Below are 23,875 nucleotides of genomic sequence, written 5' to 3'. Positions count from 1 at the left end.
AAACCCACCATGAGCACCCATCGGCCACTGCGTCACGGCCCTGTGGTCTGCGTCGGCGAGACCATGGCCGCCCTCGCCCCCGACCCCCTCGGGCCGCTGGACGGCGCCGACCTGCTGCGCGTGGACATCGCGGGCGCCGAGTCGAACGTCGCCCTCTACCTTGCCGACCACGGAGTCCCCGCCCGCTGGGTCTCCGCGGTGGGCGACGATCCCTTCGGCCGTCGCGTCCGCGCCCGGATCGCCGCGGGCGGCGTCGATGTGAGCGGCGTCCGCACCGACCCGGAACGGCCCACGGGGCTCCTGCTCAAGGACCCGGGCGCGCACGGCACCCGGGTCCACTACCACCGCGCCGGATCCGCCGCCTCCGCCCTCACCCCCGACGTACTCGACGACCCGGCGCTCACAGGCGCCGCACTCGTCCACCTCAGCGGAGTCACCCCCGCCCTGTCGCCCGGCTGCCGCGCCCTCGTCGAACGCGCGCTGCGCCCCGACCGCCCGTGGCCCGTCAGCTTCGACGTCAACCACCGCCCCTCCCTGTGGGCCGGCCGCTCCGCCGCCGACGTGCTGCGTCGGCTCGCGGACCTGGCCGACATCGCCCTCGTCGGCCTCGACGAGGCCCAAGCCCTGTGGGGGGACGGGATCACCGACGCCGAAGGGGTTCGTGACCTCCTGTCCGGGCCGCAGGTCCTCGTGGTGAAGGACGGGGACCGCGCTGCCACCGCATTCGTAGGGGCCGCCGCCCACCGTGTACCCGCTCTGAAGGTGCGCGTCGCGGAACCCGTGGGCGCGGGCGACGCCTTCGCCGCCGGATTCCTCAGCGGCCTGCTGCGCCGCCTGCCTGTGGACCGCGCCCTGCGCCTCGGCCATCTGACCGCGGCCTCGGCCCTGAGGGTCGCCGCGGACCACGGCCCGCTGCCGGACCCCGCACTCGTCACGGCGCTCCTGGACGCCGACGCGGAGACCTGGCGGGCCGCCGTGATCGACTGATTGTGTGTAACGCTGCGCGCCCGAGTGACGTGGTGAGAGACACGTAGTCCTCGCGATCCGGTGAAAGGAGGCCTGCCGGGAACTTTCACTGTGCCTCCTCCGCTCGCCCTCGACTTCACGGGCATAGCGGGGTGGCGCGCGGAATGGGTCGCGCGAAGAGGCGGTTCCTTCGGCCGTGCGCCCAGCGCGCGTGACCGCCTCAGTGACGGCCTGCGTGGACACGGCCGAGCAAGTACACGTTCCAACGGGGGATATCGCACCATGCGTTCCATATCTGTGCCCTTCGCGCGTTGGCGCGGACGGCAGCGCACCGTTCTCGCCGCCACCGGGCTCGCCGCGGCCCTCGCGCTCACCGCGACCGGCTGCGGCGGCTCCGGTTCGCACACGGCGAACGGCGGCGCAGGTGCCACCGCTTCCCAGTCGGCCGGCGGCGCCGACGGCAAGGTCCAGGTTCCGGCCGGCCTCGCGAACAGGCTGAAGGAGCACGGGATCGACGTCTCCCAGTGGGAGAGCGGCGGCTGGAAGAACTGGGACAAGTCCAAGTGGCTCAGGGACGCCAAGGACTTCGTCAACCCGGTGATCAAGGGACTGTGGAAGCCGGACCGGATGCAGTCGGCGCAGGAGGCCAACAAGACGGTCTCCACCCAGGACGCCTCCGCCGGGCAGGGCACGAGCGATCAGCCCCCGCGGCCCGTGCAGGCCCTGCCCGAGAAGACCCCGTACCACTAGTACTCGGCCCCGGTCGGCAAGGTCTTCTTCGACTCGCCCCGTGGCCCGATGGTCTGCTCCGGCACGGTCATCAAGGACGTCAACCACCCCGGCAGGTCCAACCTCGTGTGGACCGCCGGCCACTGCGTGCACGCCGGGCGCGACGGCGGCTGGTACCGCAACATCGCCTTCGTGCCGTCGTACAACGACGACGGCGACTCCGCGGCGCAGATGCGCACCGCCGGTGCCGCCGAGGCCGCTCCGTACGGCACCTGGTGGGCGGACTGGGTCTCGACCTCGAACGAATGGATCCAGCGAGGCGCCGAGGTGGGCAACGACGGGTCCCCGTACGACTACTCCGTCCTGCACGTGAAGCCGGAGAACGGCAGCGGCAAGTCGCTGGAGGAGACCGTCGGCGCGGCGCTCGACGTGGACTTCTCCGCGCCCTCGGCGAACCAGGTCGCCGAGATGGGCGCCTGGGGATACCCGGCGGCACCGCCGTACAACGGCCTGAAGATGTTCAAGTGCCTCGATCGGCCGGGCCGACCACTCCTGGCTCGCGGGCCCGCCGCTGGGCCAGGAGGCGAAGGCGGTGTACGAGAGCATGAGCCGGAAGTACGGCGGACAGTGACACACACGTGACGAAGGGCCGCCTCCGTCGGCCGGTTCTGCGGTCCGCAGCTTTCTCGCGGCGGTTGTCCGCGGCTCGAAGCCGTCAGGAGGCGGCGTCCGTGCGTGAGACCAGGTCGGCGATGCGGGCCTACATCTGCGGCGGGTTGCAGTACGTCGGTAAGTGGGCGCAGTCCCGGATCTCGGCCAGTTCGACGCCGCCTTCGGCCAGGGTCGGGAGATAGGACAGGGTGTTGTTCTGCTCCCCGAACTGGCCTTTGGCCTGGTCAGCGGTCGGCGGGGGCGTCCCCGCGGAACGCCCCGGCCACCACGGGGAACAGCTGCCGCTCGATCTGCTCGGCGGACATGGCGGCCAGCTCGGTGCCGATGGGCGCCAGCGCGAGCCAGTTCAGCAGGCCGGCTGCGCATCGCGTACGGAAGTTCAGTTCCTCCTCGTCGACTCCGGGCAGGTTCGGTGCCAGCGCCCGGACCGCCCCCCGGCGGCTCTGGTCGAACTTGCCGTCCAGCCGGTCCCATCCCTGGGGCGGATCGATGCCGACGCGCGCCACGGTCCGCATCACGGCCAGGTCCTGTCCGCCGGCCGCCAGTGCGCGCACCATCGGCCGGGCGAACGCTGCCGCCACGTCATGGAGTGTCGCGGTGGAGGGGAGGGAATCGAGTTCCAGGATCTTCTCGTCCAGATACTGTTCCAACGCGTGCTCGATCGCCGAGTCGCACAGTGCCTTCAGCGACCCGAAGTGGTAACTCACCGCGGCGACGTTGGCTCCGGCGCGATCTGTGATCTCGCGGAGTGTCACGCCCTCCTGGCCTCGCTGCGCGAGCAACTCCAGGGCGGCCGTCTGTAGGCCGTCCCGCGTGCGCTGACCAGCCTCCCGGCGCAGATCCATCTTTTTCGCCCGTACCATGCCATGTAGTCAAGCGGATGTTTGAGTACATTGTCAACAGTCGCCTCGCGGATCGAGGGCGAACCCGAGCGGATCCGGTCCCGCGAGGAGCGGGCGTCTGGGCCGCTGCCCCGGATCGCTGTCGCAGACCTGCCCTGACCAGCCGCAACGCGCCCGCGCGCACGCCCCTCCGTGGCAGCGCGACCAGAGAATTCAAACATTGGCTTGACATGTCGCACCGTCAGTTCCTAATGTAAAGCGAGCGTTTGAATTACTAAGGGCGTGAGAGGGACCGTTGCGACGGCTCTCGGATCCTGAGAATCAACCTGGAGGAACGCGACATGAAGCTGCTCAGCCGGAAGTCGATCACCGCCACGACCGCGATAGCTGTCCTGGGTGGCCTTTCCATCGCCGCTGCGCCGTCACAGGCCGCAAACCCCGGCCACAGGAGCGCGGCGGTCCACAGCAGTGCGGCGGTCCCGGACCTGACTCCCCGCCAGCTGGCGGAGCTGCCGCTCACGAACCGCCACCTGACCAAGCACGAGACGCACAACCTGGCAGTCGTCCTGCGCGATTACTACGCGGCGGAGGGGAGCCACATCGACGTCCCGACGTTCGTCAACAGCTTCGCCAAGGACGGCGTCTTCGACGACATGGTCAGCGGCGTGGCCTACCGGGGCAAGGCGCTCGGCACCGTTCTGCCCTACATGAAGAGCCTCTTCTCCAATGTCCACCGTGACCTCAAGCGCATCACCGTGAACGGCGACGTGGTCAGCATCGAGCTGTCGATCCAGGGCACGTTCGATGGCCAACTCCAGTCGCCGGCAGGCGTCATCAAGGGGAACGGCCACAAGGTCGACGCGCCGACTGCCGACTTCTGGTACCTGCACAACGGCAAGGTCGAGAAGTTCGACTGCTTCGTCGGGTACTCGAAGATGTACTCCGACATGGGCGTGAACTTCGACTGGGCCTCCGCGGTCAACAAGCACTGAGCCTTTCCCCGGCGGGTGATGCCCGGCACCACCGGCCGCGCATCACCCGCCAGGGCCTGGCCGCCGGCACGCCGGGCCGTGCGGCTCTGCTGGGGGTGAGACGCGGTCACCGGACACGGCGCTGCTCCAATTCCGTGACCGTCCACACCGTGGCGGATGCCGGGCGAGTCCTTGGGACGGCCGGCGTCGTAGACGAACGCGCTCTTCTTCGCCCGCACGGAGAACGCGATCTTCCCGCCGACCTCGGCCAGGTCGGCGATGACCGGGCGCAGCCGGGACGCGCCGGAGGCGATGTGCTGCTTGGCGGTGCGGGCCATCGAGGAGCGGTGGGTGTCGCCGACGACGTTCTGAAGTCCAGCATCAGAAGAGGGTCAACGGTTCGGGTCCGGTGGGCGAAGTCTGACTGGGTGGACCGATTGAGCCTTGACGCAACGGAGCTCGGCCCCGCGACCCGGGCCAGAGCATTGATCACCGCCGTTTGCGGCTGGTGACGATCCTGCTGGCCTATTCCGTGCCCGGCGGGGATGGCGCCTCGTTGGCCGTGACAGCAGCGGCCGTCTCGGCGTTCCCGGTCGCGGGTGGGGTGTGGAATGTCGATGCGGCCGAGGCCGTGACCGAAGGTGCCTGACATGACTGTGCAGGTGGCTCGGGCGGTGGCGGCACGCGGCCCGTACCCGTTGGCGATGCGGGTCCGCGACGAACTGGGCGAGTTGTTCGCGGACGCCGAGTTCGCCGAGGCCTTCGGATCCAGAGGGAGGCCGGGCTGGTCACCGGGCCAGCTGGCGCTGGTGACGGTGTTGCAGTTCGCCGAGAACCTCACCGACCGGGCGGCAGCGCATCGGGGGCGGTACGGCATGGACCTGAGCCATCGACAACATCGCTACCGCACACCGCGATTACGAACGACCCGTCTTTCATTGATCCTGCGCGCCGAGCACCTCGGCGCGCAGGGCGCCCCCATTTCTGTGTGGCAACGCGGTCGCATCTGTCCACGCATGGCACCCCTGCAGTGCCCAGACGCGGATGCTGCCGCCCCTGCGCGGGCGACCTCAGCGACGGCTTCCGGCCAGGTGTTCAGGCCTGGCGCCGAAGGCGGCCCCGGGGCCGGTCGGTCCGTTGGGGTCGTGCTCGCACATCTCCCCTCTCTGGCAAGTTAATTCACACCTTATATTTTGATGTATTGACGGCCGCACGGACTACCTCTACCGTCCGATCCGCATCGCGCCCCACATCGCGACCAAGGAGACACGTGTGACCGACGTTCCCGCCGCCCTTCCCGCCACGCGCCTCCGCGCCCCCCGCCGGCGCAGACGCACGGCCGCCCTCACGACCGCCTTCCTGCTGCCGGCCGCCGCCGGTATCGCGCTGGCTTCTGCCCCGAGTGCCGTCGCCGCGACCATCCCCACCGCCCCCACTACCGTCGTCAACGCAGGCAGCGGCAAGTGCGTCGACGCGAGAGCCGGTGCCACCGGCAACGGCACCGCCGTGCAGCAGTACGCCTGCAACGGCACCGCCGCCCAGTCCTGGCAGTTCACCCCGACCGACAGCGGCTACTACCGGATCGGCGCGGCTTCCGCGCCGGATCAGGTCTGGGACGAGACCGACGTCTCCACCGCCGACGGCGCCCTGACCCAGTTGTGGCTCTACGGCGGCGGCTCCAACCAGCAGTGGCAGCCGGTCGCGGAGGCCTCCGGCACGTACCACTTCGTCAACCGCAACAGCGGCAAGTGCCTCGACGTGCCGTCGGCGTCCACCGCCGACAGCGTTCAGTTGCAGCAGTACGCCTGCAACGGCACCGCCGCCCAGTCCTTCACGCTCTCCGGCGGCCTCACCCCGCCTGCCAACACCCCGGACTTCGGCCCCAACGTCACGGTGTTCGATCCGTCGATGTCGACGTCCACCATCCAGTCGAAGATCAACTCGGTCTACAGCACCCAGCAGACCAACGAGTTCGGCACCGAACGCAACGCCCTGCTGTTCACCCCCGGCACGTACGACGTCGACATTCCCGTCGGCTACTACACCCAGGTCGCCGGGCTCGGGCTGTCACCGGACCAGGTGTCGATCACCGGCGGCGGCGTACACGTCGAGGGTCACACCAGCGACGGCAACGCCACCCAGAACTTCTGGCGCGACGCCGAGAACATGTCGGTGAGCCCCAGTTCGGGCAGCACCATGTGGGCCGTCTCGCAGGCCGACCCGTTCAGGCGCATGGACGTGCACGGCAGCATGAAGCTGTGGGACGACACCCACGGCACCAGCACCAACTGGTCCAGCGGCGGCTACATCGGCGACTCGCGAGTCTCCGGTCAGATCAACTCCGGGACCCAGCAGCAGTTCCTCACCCAGGACACCGCCATGAACGGCGGCTGGACCGGGCACAACTGGAACATGGTCTTCGTCGGCGACACCGGCGCCCCGGCGACCAGCTTCCCCAACCCCCAGTACACCACCGTCGACCAGAGCCCGGTGATGCGCGAGAAGCCGTTCATCTACGTCGACGGCTCGGGCAACTGGCAGGTGTTCGTCCCGTCGGCGCGCACCAGTGTGCAGGGCCCGGACTGGACGAACGGCAGCGCGCCGGGCACCTCGCTGCCGATCGGTCAGTTCTACATCGTCAAGCCCGGTGACACCGCCACGACGATCAACAACGCGCTCGCCGCCGGCCAGAACCTGATCGTCACCCCGGGCGTCTACCACCTCTCCGCCCCGCTGAACATCACCCGCCCCGACACCGTGGTCCTCGGCCTGGGCCTGGCCACCCTCGTCCCGGACAACGGCGTCACCGCGATCACCACCGCGGACGTCGACGGTATCGACATCGCCGGGCTACTGATCAGCGCGAACACCACCAACTCCAACACCCTCATGCAGGTCGGCCCGACCGGCTCGACTGCCAGTCACAGCACCGACCCGATCGTGCTGCACGACGTGTTCTTCCGCATCGGCGGCGACATCGCCGGCCAGGCCACCCAGACACTGGTGGTCAACAGCAACGACGTCATCGGCGACGACCTGTGGCTGTGGCGCGCGGACCACACCAACGGCGTCGGCTGGACGACCAACCCGGCCGCCAACGGGCTGATCGTCAACGGCAGCAACGTCACCATGTACGGCCTGGCGGTCGAGCACTACCAGAAGTACCAGACCACCTGGAACGGCAACGGCGGCCGCACGTACTTCTACCAGAGCGAGACCCCCTACGACGTGCCCGACCAGTCCGCCTGGACCACCAGCGGAGGGGACCTCGGCTACGCCTCGTACAAGGTCGCCAACTCGGTCACCTCGCACGAGGCATGGGGCGTGGGCGTCTACGCCTACCTCCGCGACAACCCCTCCGTCGTACTCGGCCACGCCATCGAGGTGCCCACCACGTCCGCGGTGAAGTTCCACAGCATGGTCACCACGGTCCTGGGCGGCGACGGCACCATCAACCACATCGTCGACAACACCGGCAGCCAGGTCACTCCCAGCAGCAACGTGGCGTACCTGGTGAGCTATCCGTAAGTCCGGCAACGGTCCCGACGGTACACAGGGCGCAGCCCGTCTGCCCGCTCCGTCTGAAGCCGTGTGCCGGGCAGACCGGACGGACGAGGAGAATCGGTCCGGTGCCCGTGCCGAGGTGACACGCGCACCGGACACACAAAAGGCCCCATGCGTCTCGTTCGCCTTCAGCCCGCGTTGTCCGGGCTGATGACGACCGCACGCATCGACCAGGTCATGCAGTGCTGGTCGCACAGATCAGCGAAGATCCGGGAGCCGCATTGGGCACCGTGGTCGGGACACGTCAAGATGTCACCCGATCGTGCAGCGAACCCAAGGTTAGTTACGGAATTCTGTTGGGATTTCTAAGAGGGCATTTGATCCAGGCGAATTGCCCTTTCTACTCTAGTAGGTCCCTCGCCAGGTTGGTGTCGTCTCGTCTGTTATGCGCTTGGTGAGGTTGTCGATCGAGGCGACGTGGATCATGGCCTCGGAGCTGGCGGGAAGGGTCTCGTAATCGCGAGAAAGGCGCCGGTGCAACATAAGCCAACCCAGACTTCGCTCGACTACCCAGCGCCTTTTGGCGACGTGGAAGCCGCGAACTCCTGGGTTTCTGTTGACGACTTCGACGTCGATTCCGAGACGCGCGCCGTGCTCGACGACGGCGTTCTTGAAGCCGGTGTCGACCCAGCTTTTGGCGATGGTTGGATAGGTCTGCTTGGCGTGGTCGAGAAGGCGTATCCCTACGGCGTTCTCGGAGAGGCTCGCGGCGGTGACGGTCACGGCAAGGATGAGGCCGATCGTGTCGGTGAGGATGCCGCGCTTCCTCCCGATCTACTTGGCGGCGTCCGTTCTCTGGCTGGCCAGGGGTACGTTGGTGGAGGTCTTCACGCTCTGGGCGTCTATGACGGACCCTGTGGGTTCGGGCTTGCGCCCTTCCTTCACGCGGGCGAGCCCCGTCAGGTCGTAGTTGAGCTGGGCAAGGATTCCCTCATCGCGCCAGGCGGCATAGTAGGCGTAGACGGTGCCGTAGTTCGGGAAGTCGTGTGGGAGATATTTCCAGGTTATTCCCATGCGGTTGATGTAGAGGAGTGCGTTGAATACGTCGCGCAGGTCGACCTTGGTCGGCTGCCCGGTGTGTCTGCGGTCGAGCCGGACCTTTCTCCAGGCCGCCAACGTCGGCTCGATCAGGGCCCATCGGGCATCGGACAGGTCGCTGGGGTACGGCTTCCGCTGGCTCACCTCCCAGAGGGATCACGGGTGTGACGGAAGATCAGGTTCCGCTGGTCATTGGGCGGTTCTGGTCTATCTCTATGTCAGACGTACTTCGAGGGTTGAAGCTGAGCGAAACGGGCGGGCAGGTCCAGAAGTCTGGAAGTGATGAAGCGCATTGATCCACTGAAAGGCCTCAAAATGACACAGCGACTGAACTCGCATACCGGCATGAGGCATGCCTGAACGCCCACTAAGGGCTCGCCGATCATCAACACGTTGTCTTGATCTTGCTGTGGGGTTCGTCGCTCTGGGCGAGCCCGAGCTTGGAGGGCGGCGAGGGCAGGGGGTGGGGTGGTCGCCGACGGAACAACGATGCCGCGCGCCTTGAGTAGTCTCCCGACCTTCAGCAGGGCGCGGTGCATGGCGGTCCGGCTGCTGTCGAACAGCACGGCGAGGGGTTCCGCGGCCAGGGAAACCCGTAGATGGAGAACCGTGGCCAGAACCTGGTCGGGGAAGCCTAGCCGCGGCGGGCGACCGCATGTTCGCCCTCGCCGCGGGCAAGGCCCGCACCGGCGCCGCGCTGGACAACCGTGCTGAAGACCGAGGGCCGCGTCACCTTGATCGACGGTCTGCTGGCCGCCGCCGTCCTTCTCGGCCTGGTCCTCAATGCAACCGTCGGCTGGTGGTGGGCCGACCCGGCCGCCGGGTACGTGCTGGTCTACTACGCAGTCCGCGAGGTACGGGAGATCTTCTCCGCCGAGCACGGACCGTCCGCACAGGGCTGGGGGAGTGGACGGGACGATGGCAGTGCTGGTGTGGCCATGGGCAGTGTCCGGTCGCGCAGGTTGCATCGGTGGGGCGGTGGTTCCGGTGCTGCGGGTGGAGTCGATGAAGTGGGGTGCGGTCGCTGGTGCGGTCGCGAAGACTCCGGGGCCGGTGCGGAGGGCGGGGTCGCGGTGACCATCCGGTTGGTCCACGGGGCCGGCGCCTCAAGGGGCTCGTCCCAGGGCCGACAGGGCTGTCACGGGGCTGGTTACCCGGCTGGCCTAGGAGGGACGCGGGCCCGTATCAAGATCATTTATGGGTGTCAAGTCACGACATTCAGTGGCGTGACGACGCATGACCCCTTCGGGCTTACTCGAAACACGACCTCACCGATCCGGAGTGAGGCTCATCCACCGAAAGAAGGACAGGTTATGTTTCGAACGCGTAAGAGGATCGCCAAGGTCGCGGCCATCACCGCAACCGCCGCAGGGGCGCTCCTGGGCGGCGGCGCCGCCGCCCAGGCCGCACCCGCCACGACGCACGCCGCCACCGTGGCAAGCGTCAGCAGTTGGGGCGGCTGGGGCGACGACAGCTGGGGTCACCACGGAGGCTGGGGTGGCTGGGGTGACGATGGAGGCTGGGGTGGCTGTCACCACCACGGAGGCTGGGGTGGCTGGGGTGACGATGGAGGCTGGGGCGGCTGGGGGTAGCCGACTTGGGACAGTGGCACCGACACTGTCCTAACCCCTGCGGCACCCCGAGGCGGCGCCTGACCGGCCACGAGGAGCCCCCGGTCAGATCGCCGAGGCCCGGGCGCGGGTGCGGCAGCCACGCCTCAGGTGTGAGTTCGCCGCACCCGCGCGCCCTGTGCCGGGCGCGGGCCCAGCCCCCTTCTGCATCCTCGGGTGCGCACACCGACCTGCAAGCACCAAGACCCAACCCACCGAGTCGACCCAGAGATTCGATCCAGAGAAGAGGAACCCATGCGACCACTACTCCAGGGATCCGACCGGCAGGGGACGCCGGCCGGGACCCCCCGCCCGCCGCTGGGCGGCCCCCATCCGACGCCGAATCCGACGCTGACCGCGCGCCGGGGTGCCGCAGCCGCGATGCAGTGGTCCGGTCGTGCGGTCGGGACGGGACATGCTAGGAAGATCGTGTGTGTCGGTGGTGGGCCGGGCGCGTTGTATTTCGCGATCGCGGCCAAGCGCCGTGATGCCGGTCTTGACATTACTGTGATTGAGCGTGATCCGCCGGGGGCCACCTACGGCTGGGGTGTGGGGTATGGGGATGACCTGCTCGACCACCTCTACCGCAACGATCCCGGCAGTGCCGAGGCGGTGCGTGCGGCGTCGGCGCTGTGGCAGGACCAGGAGGTCCGCCGCGGGGAAGAGACCGTGTATCTGGGCCGGTACGGCTACAGCATCGCCCGCGCATCCCTGCTCGACATCCTGACCCGACGCGCAGCCGAGCTGGGGGTGGATGTCCAGCACCGTCGCAAGGTCGACGACCTGGCCGAGTTCGCCGAGGCCGACTTGATCGTCGCCTGCGACGGGGCGAGCAGCCGGGTGCGCCAGTTGCACGGCGACCACTTCGGCACCCGCCTGGAAGTCGGCCGCAACCCCTACATATGGCTGGGCACCGACAAGGTGTTCCCTCGCTTCACCTTCGCCTTCGAACCGACCCCGGCCGGGTGGATCTGGTTTTACGCCTACCCCTCGAGCGCGGAAATCAGCACCTGCGTCGTCGAGTGCGCCCCAGAGACCTGGCGGGGGCTGGGGCTCGATACGCTCGATACCGCCGATGGTGTGCGGTTGTTGGAACAGGTCTTCGCCTCCGCTCTGGACGGCCACACGCTGCTTGGCCGGTCCCGGGGGGAACCAGCACGCTGGCAGCACTTCACCGAGGTACGCAACGCCACCTGGTGCCACGACAACGTGGTGCTGCTGGGGGATGCCGCCCACACCACCCACTACACCCTGGGCTCGGGCACCCGGCTGGCGCTGCTGGATGCGATCGAGCTCGCGCACAGCCTGTATACGGAGGCAGAGCTGCCTGCCGCTTTGCAGGCCTACGACAGGCGCCGCCGGGCCGCGCTCCATCCCGTGCAGGCCGCGGCCCGCACGAGCATGGCCTGGTTCGAGCATCTCGACCATTACCTTGAGCAGGAACTGGTGGACTTCGCCTACGCGATGTCGGTACGGCAGGGGGCCCAGGCGCCGTGGCACTACCAGCTGCACAGGGCCACCCAGGTCCCGGTGCTGCGCCGGGTACGACGAGAAGCCAACACGGGCCTGCGGAGGTATCTGGCGCTGCGGCGCGGGGAGAGGGTCCTCGGCGCGGGCAGCACCACCGGGAGGGCCGCGGCCACGACGGCCCTGGCGGCACCGGCGGGGCACCAGCGGTGAGGGCACCGGACAGGGTTGATGACGCTCCTGAAAGCGGTTCAGGCAAGATTGTGGAGCGTGACGGAGCGTCATCTACCTGGCATCGTCACCCATGTGTGACGAACTCTTGGACATCGTGTTTCCGCACCTGAAGACGGTGCTGGTGGAGCGTGTGTGCGTGGAGAGTGGCACGGTGCACGTCACCGCGCGTACTCCGGACAACCGCACCGTGGACTGCCCCAGCTGCGGCATGGCCGCGCACCGTGTCCACGGCCGCTATCAGCGGCACCTCGCCGATACCGCTGTCCCCGGTCGCCTGGTGGTCATCGGCCTATTGGTGCGCCGTCTCGTCTGCGATCAGCCAACATGCCCGCGTCGTAGGCTCGTTGAGCAAGTCGAGGGCCTGACCATCCGCTACGGGCGGAGAACCCCGCTGTTGCATCACCCGTTGCTGACCCTCGCAATGGATCTGGCCGGCCGGGCTGGAGCCCGGATGGCGGCAGTACTCGCGTTGGCAGTCAGTCGGGTGACGCTGATCAGCATGCTGATGGCCCTGCCCGACCCTCCCGCCACCAGCTCGGCGTGCAGCCCGCGGGTACTCGGGGTCGACGACTTCGCCTTCCTCAAGGGCAAGACCCACGGCACCGTCCTGGTCGACGTCGATGCCTTGACGCTTGTCGGAGTATGGCTTCGACTGGCTCTGGCAAGAATTTCGTAGTCGGAGATCATCTTGGTGCCGTGGTCGACCGGTCCGCGTAACGGGCAGTCTTGGAGCGTGCTCTGTTGAACTGCCGTACTTGTTACCGCACTTGGCGGGTGTGTTGATTTCTTCCGTCGACGGCTCCGGATCCGGGGTGGTTGTCCGGGCGCGTACGCGGTCGGTTGCTCCCGCACCGTGTACGGGATGCGGGACACCGAGTGGGTGGTGTCACAGCCGTTACGTCAGACGGCTCGGTGATGCATCGCTGGGCGGCCGTCCCGTGCTGATCGAGCTGAGCGTGCGCCGTCTGTACTGCGAGAACGCCTCCTGCGGGAAGGTGACGTTCGCCGAACAGGTGCCGGGTCTGACCGTGCGTTACCAGCGGCGCACACCGCTGCTGCAGCAGGTAGTCGAGGCCGCAGGGATACTGTTGGCGGGCCGGGGCGGGACCCGGATGCTGCGGGTCTTGGGCGTCGCCCTGTCGCGGTGCACCGTCCTGTCGCAGCTGATACGGATGCCGCTGCCGCCCCTTGCCACTCCGCGGGTGCTGGGCGTGGACGACTTCGCACTCTACGGCGATACCTACGGGACCCTTTTGGTCGATGCCACCACCCGTCTTCCTCTCACGCTCTGGGAGGGACGTGACGCCGAACAGCTCAGCCGCTGGCTCCGTGAGCACCCGGGTGTTGAAATCGTCTGCCGCGACGGCTCGCTGACCTACCGGCAAGGCATTACCGCCGGCGCCCCCGATGCCGTGCAGGTCAGCGACCGCTTCCACATGTGGCAGGGGCTGTCGCGGCGCGTCCAGGATGTCGCGGCTGCTCACCGAGGCTGCCTGCCCGCGGCCCTTCCGCCGGTCGCAGAGGCCGACCCGGTGCCGGAGGAAGAGACCGCCGAGGACGACGCGGCGGACACCCGGGCCGGGCGGCACGCCAGGAGGCTGTTCGAGGCCGTGCACACCCTGACCGCATCCGGCCACAGCTACAGCGCCATGGCCCGGGAGCTCGGCCTGGACCGCCGCACGGTGCGCAAGTATGCCCATGCCCGCACTTGGCAGGAGGTCGTGCGCCGCCCACCCCGTAAGCCCTCCACCCTGGACCCTTACCGCGATCCTCTCGTTGGGCTGCTGCCTCATCTGCTGGCGGCGCCTCAGGAGGGCCGAATCGTGATCCGTGGGTGAGATGATCCCTTCTCCAGGGTGGTCAGCCGAACAGGCTCGGGGGATCGAGTGAGCGCGACGGGACGGCAAGGAGCCGAGGGGCAGGCAGCAGGCGGGGAGCGTATTGGTCCCTACGCGATCGAGCGTCGGCTCGGCGAGGGCGGCATGGGGACTGTGTATCTGGCTCGGTCGCGCGGGGGGCGTGCCGTAGCGGTCAAGGTCGCGCGGGCCGAGCTCGCCGCCGATGTTCACTTCCGTGCCCGGTTCCGTGCCGAGGTGACTGCGGCGCGGGCTGTCGGCGGCTTCCACACGGCGCCGGTCGTCGATGCGGACCCGGATGCGAACCCTCCCTGGATGGCCACCGCGTATGTGCCGGGACCGACACTCGCTGAGCGCATTCAGTCCCAAGGCCCCATGGAGACACTGGAGTTGAAGGGACTCGGTGCGGCGCTCGCAGCGGCCCTGGTGACGATCCATGACTGTGGCCTGGTCCACCGCGATCTGAAACCTGGCAACATCATCATGGCTGCGGACGGGCCCCGCGTCATCGACTTCGGGATCGCGCGGGCGGTGGAATCCACGCGTCTGACGGCGACGGGCCATGCCTTCGGAACGCCGGGGTTCCTCGCTCCCGAGCAGGCGATGGGCGCCGATGTTACGGGCGCCGCTGACGTGTTCGCGCTGGGCGCGGTCCTGGTGGCGGCGGCAGGCGGCAGCGCGTTCGGCGAGGGGACGCCGATGGCACTGATGTACCGCTCGGTGCACGAGGCGCCCGATCTGAGCGCCGTCCCGCCCTTGCTGCGGGAATTGGTGGCATCCTGCCTGGAGAAAGACCCCGATCACCGGCCGGCTCCGGCCCACCTCCTCGATCGCCTCGATGAGTTGACGGGAGCGGCGACGTCATACCGACTCCTGCCCCCACGTCTGCCCGTGCCCCCGTACGTGCCCATGGTCTCCGAGGCCTCGACGGACCGGGGCTCCGGACAGGTGCCCCTCCCGAACGACGAGGCGTTCATCGCGGCGGACAAGGATTCCAGCATGGTGGTCGATGCCGGCGGGGTACTGCTGACATTCCATGGGCACGGGCTGCCGCTGGACCAGATCGAGACCGATGAGGACCTCGACCGGGGCGACGCGGAGGCCGAGTTGTCCTGGACAGGGATCGCCGACGTCACCCATCACACCGTCCGCAGGTCCCGGCTGCATGTCACGGTCACACTGCACGACGGCTCGACCTTCGAGGGCGAGATCGATGCCCGCCGCGTCTCCCGCGTTCAACAGTGGCATCGTGACCTGACAGAGGCGGTCATGCGGTACCTGATTCACTGACGCCCCAGCCAGCACGGCTCGGCAAGATCGCGTTACGAGTTCTATGGACGGAGGGCGACACAGGCTCCCGATGTTCAGAAAATACGGCGTCGGCGTGGACATCTGCCCGCCGCGTCGCGGAAACCGCAAGGATGTCGTAGAGAAGGCCAACCACTCGGCCGCGCAACGCTGGTGGCGCACGGTCCCGGACGCGCTGAGCGTTAGCCAGGCCCAATCCGGCATCGATAAACTCGCCGCCCGGATGGACGAGCGCCGCCGGAGCTTGGACGGACTCGTGGTCACCGTCGGCGAACTCGCAGCAGTGGTACCGCTGTTGGACATTCCAGTCCGGCCGTTTCCTGCCGAGCCGGAGGTCGATCGGACGGTCAGCCCGCAGTGTCTGGTGTCCTTTGACGGGAATCTGTACTTCGTCCCGCCGGGGCTGGCCGGGGCCCAGGTCAGGGTCCGGCATCGGCTCAGTGGGGACCACCTCGACATCGCCACCGCCGGACGGCCCGTGATCGGATGGTGTCCCTCGTCGTGGTGTACGGGATCAGCGGCTGGGAGTGCGCGGGCGTCTGCCCGGGGCGCACTTCCACGGGTGAGCACCGCTCCCTCAACAGGAGGCGGGCCATCGCGTAACTCTCCTTGGTGAACGCCCAGTTCAACCACGAGGAGTGCACGATGGCCCTGTCCCGGTCTGAACTGATACGGCTGTTTGAGTCACTACGCTCGACGGACGGAATCGAGCTCATCCGCGCCATCGCCGAGCGGATGGTGCAGGAGCTGATCGAAGCCGAGGCAAGTGCCCACATCGGTGCGGAGTGGAACGAGCACTGACGCGGACTTCTGGTGCGAAGACCGCGACCGCCTCGTCAAGTTTGGAACGGCTGAGGCGCCAAAGGTTGATCGGTCGACTTGCCTGAATGATGTCAGGCGTTACATCCCAGGGTGTCAATTTATTGTTGAATCTCAGTCACCGGCTGGAGGAGGCACCTGAAAGTGCTGGAGGTCCCGATCGTCGCTGAACGCCGAAATAAGGCATCTAGGAACAAGGGAGAATATATTGATTCCAAAGAACGATCGAGATGACGTCCTCGCCATGGAATCACGTCTTTCTTGTATCCATACGGGATGGGAATAGTACCGAGTGTTATGCCTTGCGGGTCAATGCGCAGAGCTATTTTACGGGAATAGGCTGACCAGGCGATCAGTAGAAAGATGATTCCGAAGACGTTTCCGTCAAGCACGGAAATTCATAGTGGCAGCATGAGGGAGGCTGTGACGAAGGCCGGCGATGTCAACGTCAAGAGGATGGTCTTGCCGGTCCAGCCGAGGCGCGATTCATTAATCCGTGTTTCAGTGTCCATGGTGATAACTCGGTAGGTGACTTGATTCCCTCGCCCCCACGTGATGTGGTTACGGTCTTTGATCGCTGCAGCCGCCTTGGGGGCGGGTGTGGACGGACGCGGGTAAGCGTTGGCGGGTTCACCCGGTAGTCGTACGGTCCGCTTTTTACCTCGGGGCCTACTTTACGGCGCCTTGCGTGCCTATGCCACGGGTCTGTTGCAATGCGAAGACGCCGGGTCCGGTGCGGAGGGCGGGTCGTCGTGACCGTCCGGCTGGTCTACGGGGCTTGCGCCTCAAGGGGTCTTTCCCAGGGGCGGCTGGCTTGGGCGGGGGTTTATATCGAGATCATTTTCGGGTGTCAAGTCACGGGATTCAGTGGCGTGACGACGCATGACCCGTTCGGGCTTACTCGAAACACGACCTCACCGGTTTGGGGTGAGGCTCATCCACCGAAAGGAGAACGGGTCGTGTTTCGGACGAGTAGGAAGATCGCCAAAGTCGCTGCCATCACCGTAACTGCTGCAGGGGCGCTTCTGGGTGGTGGCGCCGCCGCGCAGGCCGCACCCGCGACGACGCACGCCACCGTGGCAAGCGTCAGCGGCTGGGGCGACGGCAGTGACGGTTGGGGCAGCTCCAGTAGCTGGGGCAGCTCCGACAGCAGCTGGGGCAGCTCGAGCAACTGGGGTGACAACGGTGGCTGGGGTGACAACGGTGGTTGGGGCAGTTCGAATAGCTGGGGCAGCTCCGACAGCAGCTGGGGCAGCTCGAGCAACTGGGGTGACAACGGTGGTTGGGGCAGTTCGAATAGCTGGGGCAGCTCCGACAGTAACTGGGGCAGCTCGAGCAACTGGGGGTAGCCGGCCCGGGGCGGGTGGCAGCGGTGCTGCCCTGACGCCCGCTGGTGCCCGAGGCGGCGATCCGACCGGCCCGGCCGGTCGGATCGCCGGGGCCCGGGCGCGGGTGCGGCAGACACGTCTCAGTTGTGAGTTCGCCACACCCGTGTGCCCGGTGCCGCGAGCGGGCTCGGCCGCCTTGTGCGTTCTTGGGCGCACACCGCCCACAGGCTCCAAGACCCAGCCCAGCGAGTGGGCCCAGAGATTCAGTCCAGAGATTCGATCCAGGGAAGAGGAACCCATGCGACCACTACTCCAGGGATCCGACCGGCAGGGGACGCCGGCCGGGACCGCCCGTCCGCCGCTAGGCGGCCCCCATCCGTCGCCGACCGCGCGCCGGGCTGCGGCAGCCGCGATGCGGACGTCCGGTCGTGCGGCTGGGCCGGGACATGCCAGTGCTGCTTCGCAGAAGTTCGTGGAGGAGGGTTGATCAGGCGGCCCTGAGTGGGGTGTCCTCGTAGGTCCATTGCTAGGGCTTGGCAGTCTCGTTGTGCCCGATCGTGTACGCCTCTAGCTTGTCGATTAGGTCCTCGCGGCTGGCGAAGTCGCCGTGACGCAGGACCCGGCGGGTCAGAGCGGAGAAGAACAGTTCGACCTGGTTGAGCCAGGAGGCATGCGGCGGGGTCCAGCGGACGTGCCAGTGCGGGTGAGCGGCCAGCCAGGTCCTGGTGTTGCTTGGCGGTGTGTGAGGAGCCGTTGTCGAGGACGACGTGCATCTCCTTGCCGGGTGCGATGGCCTGGTCGAGCTGTTCCAGGAAAGCGGTGAAGGTCGCCGCGTCGTTGCGGCGGATCACCTCGGTGAGTACCTCGCCGGTGCGGACATCGAGGGCCGTGATCAGGGAGGCAGTGCCCGTGACGCCGATATTCAAGCTCCTGCCGGACCGGCTCACCGGGACGGGCGGGACGGCCCGGATGGCGGCGAGAGCGGGTGGCGATCACGGTCTTCTCGTCGATCGAGAACACCATCGCCCCCTCTGGCGGATCAAGGTAGAGCGCACACACGTCGGAGGCGCGCTGCCAGAAGTCCGTGGTGTCGCGCCGGGCGAGCCGGCTGCGGACCCCCTGCGGTTTCAGGTCCAGATCCGCCAGGGTCCGGCCGACCTGGGGGGAGGAGACCGGCGCGAAGCACGTACCGGCCACCCGCTCGGCAATGGACCGGTGCAACCAGGTCGCCTCCGGGTGCGGAGGCTTGCTGGTCGCGGTGGCCACCCTCACATCGGGGCCGTAGACCTTCGGCCGCCCCGACCGTTCGGCGTCCCGTAGTCCGTCAACGCCCAGGATGGCGAATCGGTGGCGCCACTTGCGCACCGTGTTCCCACTGACCGCCAACTCCCGCGCGATCGCTCCGTTGGCGCGTGCGTCCGCCGCCGAGAGCACGATCTGGGCCCGCAACACCGCCCGCACCCCCGACTTCGCCGAAGCGGCCGTCCTCATCAACCGCTCGCGAACCTTGGTCTCCAGCACCACCGCGACCGCCGTCCCCGCCCACTGCCCACCTTTCACGACCAAGATCATGGCGAGCCCACGCCCGGCAGGATGGGGCTGTGCCGAAGAACCCGCCGGAATCGATGCAGCACCACCTGCGCCAGCGCCTGAACCGTCATGCCCGCGAGCGTTGGCCACAGGTGGACGTCATCACGGTCTGGTTCCGCGCCGGATTCGCCTACGTGGACGCGGAGTTGCCTGGCGAGCAGACCATCCCGCTGTGCCGCCTGAGGTTCACGGGCGTGCTGCACACCTGGGGCTTCGCGCTCTGCCTGGCTGGCAGCGACAGTTACCGGGACAACATTCTGCCCAGCGGGCTGCCCACAGGATCCCCCGAAGAAGCCCTCGACTGTGCTGGCAACCTCTACCTCAACGCTCCTGCACCGGGCATGTCCGGGCGGATCCGGGTGCCAGCGGGCCTGGTCATCCTCGTCGGGCCGCCGGCCTCGGGCAAGACCAGCTTCGTTCGGGCGCTGATCGTGCGTCAGCAGATCGACGAGGAAGCCGTGGTATCTAGCGACGAGATCCGCGCGGAGCTCTTCGGCGCCTCACCCGCAGAAGCGGACTCCGAAACGGCGGACGCACACATCTTCGAGGAGCGTGACCGCAGGATCGTCGCCAGGCTTGCTACCGGACACAGCGCAGTCGCCGAGTCTACGAACGTCACTCCCCAGGCGCGCGCACGACTGATCGCCATCGCCAGGCGCTTCAACGCTCCAGTGACCATGTGGCGATTCGACCCGGACGTCACCGATCTCCTCCAGCAGCATGCGGGGCGAGGCGGTACTGACATCACCGCCACGGACGTCCGCGCCTACGCCGCGATCATGGCTCGACATGCCGCCGCAGACCAACTGCGCTCTGAGGGCGCAACCGCCGTCCACGACGTCCCCGGACGCGGCCAAGGAACGACGCCCGCCGAAGCGGCCGCGCGCTTGTCCTTCGCCTGACAGCTCCGGCACGTCCGGACTCGCCTTCCGATACCCCTCCACGAACTTGCGCGGGACATGCTAGGAAGATCGTGTGTGTCGGTGGTGGGCCGGGCGCGTTGTATTTCGCGATCGCGGCCAAGCGCCGTGATGCCGGTCTTGACATTACTGTGATTGAGCGTGATCCGCCGGGGGCCACCTACGGCTGGGGTGTGGGGTATGGGGATGACCTGCTCGACCACCTCTACCGCAACGATCCCGGCAGTGCCGAGGCGGTGCGTGCGGCGTCGGCGCTGTGGCAGGACCAGGAGGTCCGCCGCGGGGAAGAGACCGTGTATCTGGGCCGGTACGGCTACAGCATCGCCCGCGCATCCCTGCTCGACATCCTGACCCGACGCGCAGCCGAGCTGGGGGTGGATGTCCAGCACCGTCGCAAGGTCGACGACCTGGCCGAGTTCGCCGAGGCCGACTTGATCGTCGCCTGCGACGGGGCGAGCAGCCGGGTGCGCCAGTTGCACGGCGACCACTTCGGCACCCGCCTGGAAGTCGGCCGCAACCCCTACATATGGCTGGGCACCGACAAGGTGTTCCCTCGCTTCACCTTCGCCTTCGAACCGACCCCGGCCGACCGTCGTGCAGGACCGAGGTCGGCTCGTACGTGGGTGGACTGATGAGGTTGTACGCCGGCAACGCTGTGCGCAACGGGCACCCTGCGGTGGGCGGCACCTGCCCCGGCCTCGCCTCACACGCAGCCCGGCGGGTTCTGGGGGCCCGCGCAGCCCTGGTTCGGCGCTTGCGCCGTGGCCTTCGTTGTCTGAGGTGTTGCCTCGGCACTGGTCATGCCCACCGTTCCGGCTAGCAGCGCAGCAACGCAAAACGCGCCGAGGAGGTGTCGGATGTGCTTCCGGGTGCTTGCCATCATGATGATCTCCCTTGACTTGAGGTGGATTACTCCTTTTTGTCGGTTTAGTGCTACAGCTTGATACTGCAGCCGGACTACTGTCAACCACTATATTTTCCCTGGTCAACGGCCTGGAGGTAGTGGGGAGTGCCGTGGGGCGGGGGCGAGGGCGGTGGCCCTGACGCTTGGGCCACAGTCGTGCCCGCCCGGCGGTAGGTGCCGAAACCACCGGCCCGCAGCGGCCGACCCGACTTTGCCGCCCCACGCGAGAAGGGGAGGCTAGAAGGTGATCACCGACACCGAATCCGAGCCCTCGTTGGCCGCGTAGGCCCGGTGTCCGTCCGGGGAGACCACCGCCCACACCGGGTACCCGCCGACATGGATGGGGTTGCCTACGGTGTGGTCGGTGGCGGTGTCGATCATCGACACGGAGTCCGAGCCGGCGTTGGCCGTGTAGGCCCGGTTTCCGTCCGGGGAGACCGCCACCGCGACCGGCTTGTTGCCGACATGGATGGGGTTGCCTACGGTGTGGTCGGTGGCGGTGTCGATGACCGACACGGAGTCCGAGCCGGCGTTGGCCGTGTAGGCCCGGTTTCCGTCCGGGGAGACCGCCACCGCGACCGGCTTGTTGCCGACATGGATGGGGTTGCCTACGGTGTGGTCGGTGGCGGTGTCGATGACCGACACCGAATCCGGGCCGGAGTTGGCCGTGTAGATTCGGCTTCCGTCTGGGGATACCGCCACCCCGTACGGCTTGTTGCTGACATGGATGGGGTTGCCCACGGTGTGGTCGGTGGCGGTGTCGATGACCGACACCGAATCCGAGCCGGAGTTGGCCGCGTAGACCCAGCGTCCGTCCGGGGAGACCGCCACCGCGACCGGCTTGTTGCCGACATGGATGGGGTTGCCCACGGTGTGGTCGGTGGCGGTGTCGATGACCGACACCGAATCCGAGCCGGAGTTGGCCGCGTAGACCCGGCTTCCGTCTGGGGATACCGCCATCCCCTGAGGCTTGTCGCCGACACCGATGGGGTTGCCCACGGTGTGCTCGGTGGCGGTGTCGATCACCGACACCGAAGCCGGGCCGAAGTAGTTGGTCGCGTAGGCCCGGTGCCCGTCCGGCGACACCGCCACCGCGCCCGGGGACTTGCCGACCTGGATCGAGGACACGGACGGTGCGGTGGGACCCGAGAAACGGGACTGTGCCAGGTAGATGCCGCCGCCCGCCGCGGCAAGCGCCACCAGCGCCGCTCCCGCGATGAGCCTGGCCCGTCGGTTTCTGGGCCGCGGCGGGCGGGGCCGCAGCCGGGCTTCGTCCCCTTTGTGCGGCAGCGGTTCCGGGGCCGAGCCGGTCGGTTCCTCCGGCTCGGCCAACGACAGGATCTTGGTCGGCGGGGCCGCTTCCTGGGGGAGCGGCGGCTTTGAGGCGGGGGGCCGCTCAGGCGGCGGCACCTCCGGTGAGGGAGCCGGTTGCTGCGACGGGGGCGAGTGGGGCTGGTCGGCGATGGGGGTGAGCAGCCGGGCGGCCTCCTCGCCGTCCATCCTGTCCGCGGGATCCTTGGCCAACAGCCCAACGATGACCGGGGTCAGCTCCGTCGCCCGGCGCGGCGGGCGCGGGGACTCGAACAGCAGGGCGCTCAGCGTGGTGAGGGCGGTGTCGCGGTCGAAGGGCCCCGCCCCCTCGAGGGCGTAGTACAGGGTGGCCCCCAGCGAGAACAGGTCGGCGGCAGGTGTGGGCGGCTGACTGTTGACCCGCTCGGGAGCCATGAAGCGCGGCGTCCCGAGGATCTCCAGGGTGGCGGTCAGGCGGTCCTCCCCGGAGCTCGGCTCCAGCGCGATGCCGTAGTCAGTGAGCATCACCCGGCCGCCGCCCTCTGTCGGATAGGAGGGCTGGGGCCCCGGATTGGTCAGCAGGATGTTGGCCGGTTTGACGTCCCGGTGTAGGACGCCGAGCCGGTGTCCCTCCAGCAGGGCGTCGAGGACCGCCAGACCGATCCGGGCGACGTCGCCGGGAGGCAGCGGCCCCCGTTCGCACACCATGGCCTCCAGGTTCATGGCGCCGGGCACGAACTCCATGACGATCCATGGCAGGCCGTCCTCCTCCACGATGTCGTGCACGGTGACGACATGTGGATGGTTGCGCAGCCGGGCGGCGTGCCGGGCCTCGCCGCGGGCCCTCGCGATCCTGGAGCCCACTTCGCATTCGGGGGTGTCCGGCGGCAGAATGATCTCCTTGAGCGCGACCTCGCACGCCAGTTCCTGGTCGTACGCCAGCCACACACGTCCCATGCCGCCGGTACCAAGCCGACGCAGAAGCCGGTAACGTCCGGTGATCACGCGCCCGGCGGCCTCTTGCGCTCCTGTCATGGCATTCCTCTTCCAGGACCGGGCAACGGGGGTTCTTCGGCGAGCGCTGAAGGGGCCCTCTCCACGTATCGCACATCGCTCGAAGAGCGGCAAGTCCCCCCAGAACGGGTGTAGCCCAGCTCGCGCATTCGCGTGCGTGGTTCACTCCCGCCGTAGACCTTGTCGGCGGCCACCCAGCGGGCCGGACGCCCCGCTTTGCGGGCCCGCTCAGGCGTCGCGTCGGCCGGTTGGGGTTTGATGGCGCAGGCGTGGTCGTCGGGGACACCGGTCCGCTCGCGGCGTTCGTCGTCGGCGACCCAGTCCCGGGTCGTAACGACCCGGTCGATCAGCGCGCGCCCTGAGGCGGTGACGTACCCCTCGCCGGCCAGGCCGTGCAGTGTGGCAGGGGTGGGGGAGGCGGCAAAGGAGGCGCGGGAGGTGCTCCCGGCCAGCCGGGCTGCTTCTCCCTCAAGGATCTGCCAGACAAAGGCAAGCAGGACCTCACGGTGACGGACAAGGCGCGAATCGTGCTCATCGTGATGTCCGGTCACGCGACGAAGGCCGACGTCCCGAAGAAGTACAAGATCTCCGAGAGGGACGTCGACCTGGAAGCGACAGCTCCTGTACGGCGACTTTCTCGGGCTGCTGGGCGATGACTCCGCCCTCCTCCAGTAGCGGGGCGCTTCGGCCCGAGTTCCCGGGCGGGCGCGTTGGCGGCGAAAAGTCCGCGAAATCGTCTTCGAAAGGAGAGAA

The 23,875-nt window shown here is 68.0% G+C and carries 17 protein-coding genes and 6 pseudogenes; 15 read left to right on the top strand and 8 right to left on the bottom strand.

All coding sequences use genetic code 11. The features are described 5' to 3' along the window. Positions 1-9: 9 nt before the first annotated feature. Entirely contained in the window at positions 10-987 is a 978-nt protein-coding gene (locus AC4OXY_RS03335; RefSeq protein WP_491993095.1) for a sugar kinase, read from the top strand. Positions 988-1,248: 261 nt separating this feature from the next. Continuing rightward, positions 1,249-2,326 (top strand): annotated as a pseudogene (locus AC4OXY_RS03330) (trypsin-like serine peptidase). A gap of 265 nt (positions 2,327-2,591) precedes the next feature. Here the strand turns inward: AC4OXY_RS03330 and AC4OXY_RS03325 are convergent. Continuing rightward, positions 2,592-3,230 (bottom strand): TetR/AcrR family transcriptional regulator, encoded by a 639-nt coding sequence (locus AC4OXY_RS03325; RefSeq protein ID WP_376296076.1) that lies wholly within the window; start codon positions 3,228-3,230, stop codon positions 2,592-2,594. Positions 3,231-3,550: 320 nt separating this feature from the next. Here AC4OXY_RS03325 and AC4OXY_RS03320 point away from each other — a divergent pair, with 320 nt between their 5' ends. The 4 genes from AC4OXY_RS03320 (at position 3,551) to AC4OXY_RS03305 (ending at position 7,708) form a co-directional block, all read left to right on the top strand. Beyond that, positions 3,551-4,201 (top strand): nuclear transport factor 2 family protein, encoded by a 651-nt coding sequence (locus AC4OXY_RS03320; protein ID WP_376296077.1) that lies wholly within the window; start codon positions 3,551-3,553, stop codon positions 4,199-4,201. A 478-nt stretch (positions 4,202-4,679) separates the two neighbouring features. After that, positions 4,680-4,829, top strand: coding sequence for a hypothetical protein (locus AC4OXY_RS03315; RefSeq protein ID WP_491993094.1), 150 nt, complete (start codon positions 4,680-4,682; stop codon positions 4,827-4,829). 1 nt (position 4,830) lies between these two features. Beyond that, positions 4,831-5,358, top strand: a complete 528-nt coding sequence (locus AC4OXY_RS03310; protein WP_491993093.1) for a transposase — start codon at positions 4,831-4,833, stop codon at positions 5,356-5,358. 94 nt (positions 5,359-5,452) lie between these two features. Further along, positions 5,453-7,708 (top strand): pectate lyase-like domain-containing protein, encoded by a 2,256-nt coding sequence (locus tag AC4OXY_RS03305; RefSeq protein ID WP_491993092.1) that lies wholly within the window; start codon positions 5,453-5,455, stop codon positions 7,706-7,708. A gap of 381 nt (positions 7,709-8,089) precedes the next feature. On the opposite strand, the pseudogene AC4OXY_RS03300 reads toward AC4OXY_RS03305, so the two are convergent. Both AC4OXY_RS03300 and AC4OXY_RS03295 read right to left on the bottom strand, forming a co-directional pair. Then, positions 8,090-8,926 (bottom strand): annotated as a pseudogene (locus AC4OXY_RS03300) (IS5 family transposase). A 241-nt stretch (positions 8,927-9,167) separates the two neighbouring features. Beyond that, a pseudogene (locus tag AC4OXY_RS03295) lies at positions 9,168-9,435 on the bottom strand (helix-turn-helix domain-containing protein); the annotation flags it as partial. A gap of 660 nt (positions 9,436-10,095) precedes the next feature. Here AC4OXY_RS03295 and AC4OXY_RS03290 point away from each other — a divergent pair. The 7 genes and pseudogenes from AC4OXY_RS03290 to AC4OXY_RS03260 all read left to right on the top strand — a co-directional run. Continuing rightward, entirely contained in the window at positions 10,096-10,374 is a 279-nt protein-coding gene (locus AC4OXY_RS03290) for a hypothetical protein (RefSeq protein ID WP_079173594.1), read from the top strand. 474 nt (positions 10,375-10,848) lie between these two features. Continuing rightward, positions 10,849-12,072 (top strand): FAD-dependent monooxygenase, encoded by a 1,224-nt coding sequence (locus AC4OXY_RS03285; protein ID WP_491993091.1) that lies wholly within the window; start codon positions 10,849-10,851, stop codon positions 12,070-12,072. A 91-nt stretch (positions 12,073-12,163) separates the two neighbouring features. Then, on the top strand, positions 12,164-12,769 hold the full coding sequence (locus AC4OXY_RS03280; RefSeq protein ID WP_491993090.1) for a transposase: 606 nt from the start codon (positions 12,164-12,166) through the stop codon (positions 12,767-12,769). A 100-nt stretch (positions 12,770-12,869) separates the two neighbouring features. Beyond that, on the top strand, positions 12,870-13,931 hold the full coding sequence (locus AC4OXY_RS03275) for an ISL3 family transposase (protein WP_491993089.1): 1,062 nt from the start codon (positions 12,870-12,872) through the stop codon (positions 13,929-13,931). A gap of 144 nt (positions 13,932-14,075) precedes the next feature. After that, the gene (locus tag AC4OXY_RS03270) at positions 14,076-15,239 is read left to right on the top strand and encodes a serine/threonine-protein kinase (RefSeq protein ID WP_491994774.1); all 1,164 of its coding nucleotides are present in this window, start codon (positions 14,076-14,078) and stop codon (positions 15,237-15,239) included. Between the two features lie 43 nt (positions 15,240-15,282). Further along, positions 15,283-15,873, top strand: coding sequence for a Mu transposase domain-containing protein (locus tag AC4OXY_RS03265; protein WP_491993088.1), 591 nt, complete (start codon positions 15,283-15,285; stop codon positions 15,871-15,873). 29 nt (positions 15,874-15,902) lie between these two features. Beyond that, positions 15,903-16,055 (top strand): annotated as a pseudogene (locus tag AC4OXY_RS03260) (IS256 family transposase); the annotation flags it as partial. A gap of 1,875 nt (positions 16,056-17,930) precedes the next feature. Here AC4OXY_RS03260 and AC4OXY_RS03255 read toward each other — a convergent pair. From AC4OXY_RS03255 to AC4OXY_RS03245, 3 genes and pseudogenes are all read right to left on the bottom strand, one after another. Beyond that, positions 17,931-18,119: a transposase gene (locus AC4OXY_RS03255; RefSeq protein WP_491994773.1), complete on the bottom strand. Its 189-nt coding sequence runs from the start codon at positions 18,117-18,119 to the stop codon at positions 17,931-17,933. Between the two features lie 19 nt (positions 18,120-18,138). Then, positions 18,139-18,351: pseudogene (locus AC4OXY_RS03250) on the bottom strand (transposase); the annotation flags it as partial. Between the two features lie 208 nt (positions 18,352-18,559). Beyond that, positions 18,560-18,895 (bottom strand): annotated as a pseudogene (locus AC4OXY_RS03245) (helix-turn-helix domain-containing protein); the annotation flags it as partial. Positions 18,896-19,005: 110 nt separating this feature from the next. Here AC4OXY_RS03245 and AC4OXY_RS03240 point away from each other — a divergent pair. Further along, positions 19,006-19,896: an AAA family ATPase gene (locus tag AC4OXY_RS03240; RefSeq protein WP_491993087.1), complete on the top strand. Its 891-nt coding sequence runs from the start codon at positions 19,006-19,008 to the stop codon at positions 19,894-19,896. 191 nt (positions 19,897-20,087) lie between these two features. Next, complete coding sequence (locus AC4OXY_RS03235) at positions 20,088-20,546, top strand: hypothetical protein (RefSeq protein ID WP_491993086.1); 459 nt, start codon at positions 20,088-20,090, stop codon at positions 20,544-20,546. A 509-nt stretch (positions 20,547-21,055) separates the two neighbouring features. Here AC4OXY_RS03235 and AC4OXY_RS03230 read toward each other — a convergent pair. Next, positions 21,056-23,143, bottom strand: coding sequence for a protein kinase domain-containing protein (locus AC4OXY_RS03230; protein ID WP_491993085.1), 2,088 nt, complete (start codon positions 23,141-23,143; stop codon positions 21,056-21,058). Further along, on the bottom strand, positions 23,140-23,673 hold the full coding sequence (locus AC4OXY_RS03225; RefSeq protein ID WP_491993084.1) for a transposase: 534 nt from the start codon (positions 23,671-23,673) through the stop codon (positions 23,140-23,142). Before AC4OXY_RS03225 ends, AC4OXY_RS03230 begins: the two co-directional genes overlap by 4 nt. Positions 23,674-23,875: the final 202 nt, after the last annotated feature.

This window comes from Streptomyces sp. HUAS MG56 (assembly GCF_058673395.1).
This window is presented reverse-complemented; position numbering and strand designations above follow the sequence as displayed.

Bases quoted from the DNA above. Each gene is read 5' to 3' on its own strand.
- AC4OXY_RS03335 (WP_491993095.1), top strand. From the start codon at position 10: ATGAGCACCCATCGGCCACTGCGTCACGGCCCTGTGGTCTGCGTCGGC.
- AC4OXY_RS03325 (WP_376296076.1), bottom strand. From the start codon at position 3,230: ATGGTACGGGCGAAAAAGATGGATCTGCGCCGGGAGGCTGGTCAGCGC.
- AC4OXY_RS03320 (WP_376296077.1), top strand. From the start codon at position 3,551: ATGAAGCTGCTCAGCCGGAAGTCGATCACCGCCACGACCGCGATAGCT.
- AC4OXY_RS03310 (WP_491993093.1), top strand. From the start codon at position 4,831: ATGACTGTGCAGGTGGCTCGGGCGGTGGCGGCACGCGGCCCGTACCCG.
- AC4OXY_RS03290 (WP_079173594.1), top strand. From the start codon at position 10,096: ATGTTTCGAACGCGTAAGAGGATCGCCAAGGTCGCGGCCATCACCGCA.
- AC4OXY_RS03280 (WP_491993090.1), top strand. From the start codon at position 12,164: ATGTGTGACGAACTCTTGGACATCGTGTTTCCGCACCTGAAGACGGTG.
- AC4OXY_RS03270 (WP_491994774.1), top strand. From the start codon at position 14,076: ATGGGGACTGTGTATCTGGCTCGGTCGCGCGGGGGGCGTGCCGTAGCG.
- AC4OXY_RS03265 (WP_491993088.1), top strand. From the start codon at position 15,283: ATGGACGGAGGGCGACACAGGCTCCCGATGTTCAGAAAATACGGCGTC.
- AC4OXY_RS03230 (WP_491993085.1), bottom strand. From the start codon at position 23,143: ATGACAGGAGCGCAAGAGGCCGCCGGGCGCGTGATCACCGGACGTTAC.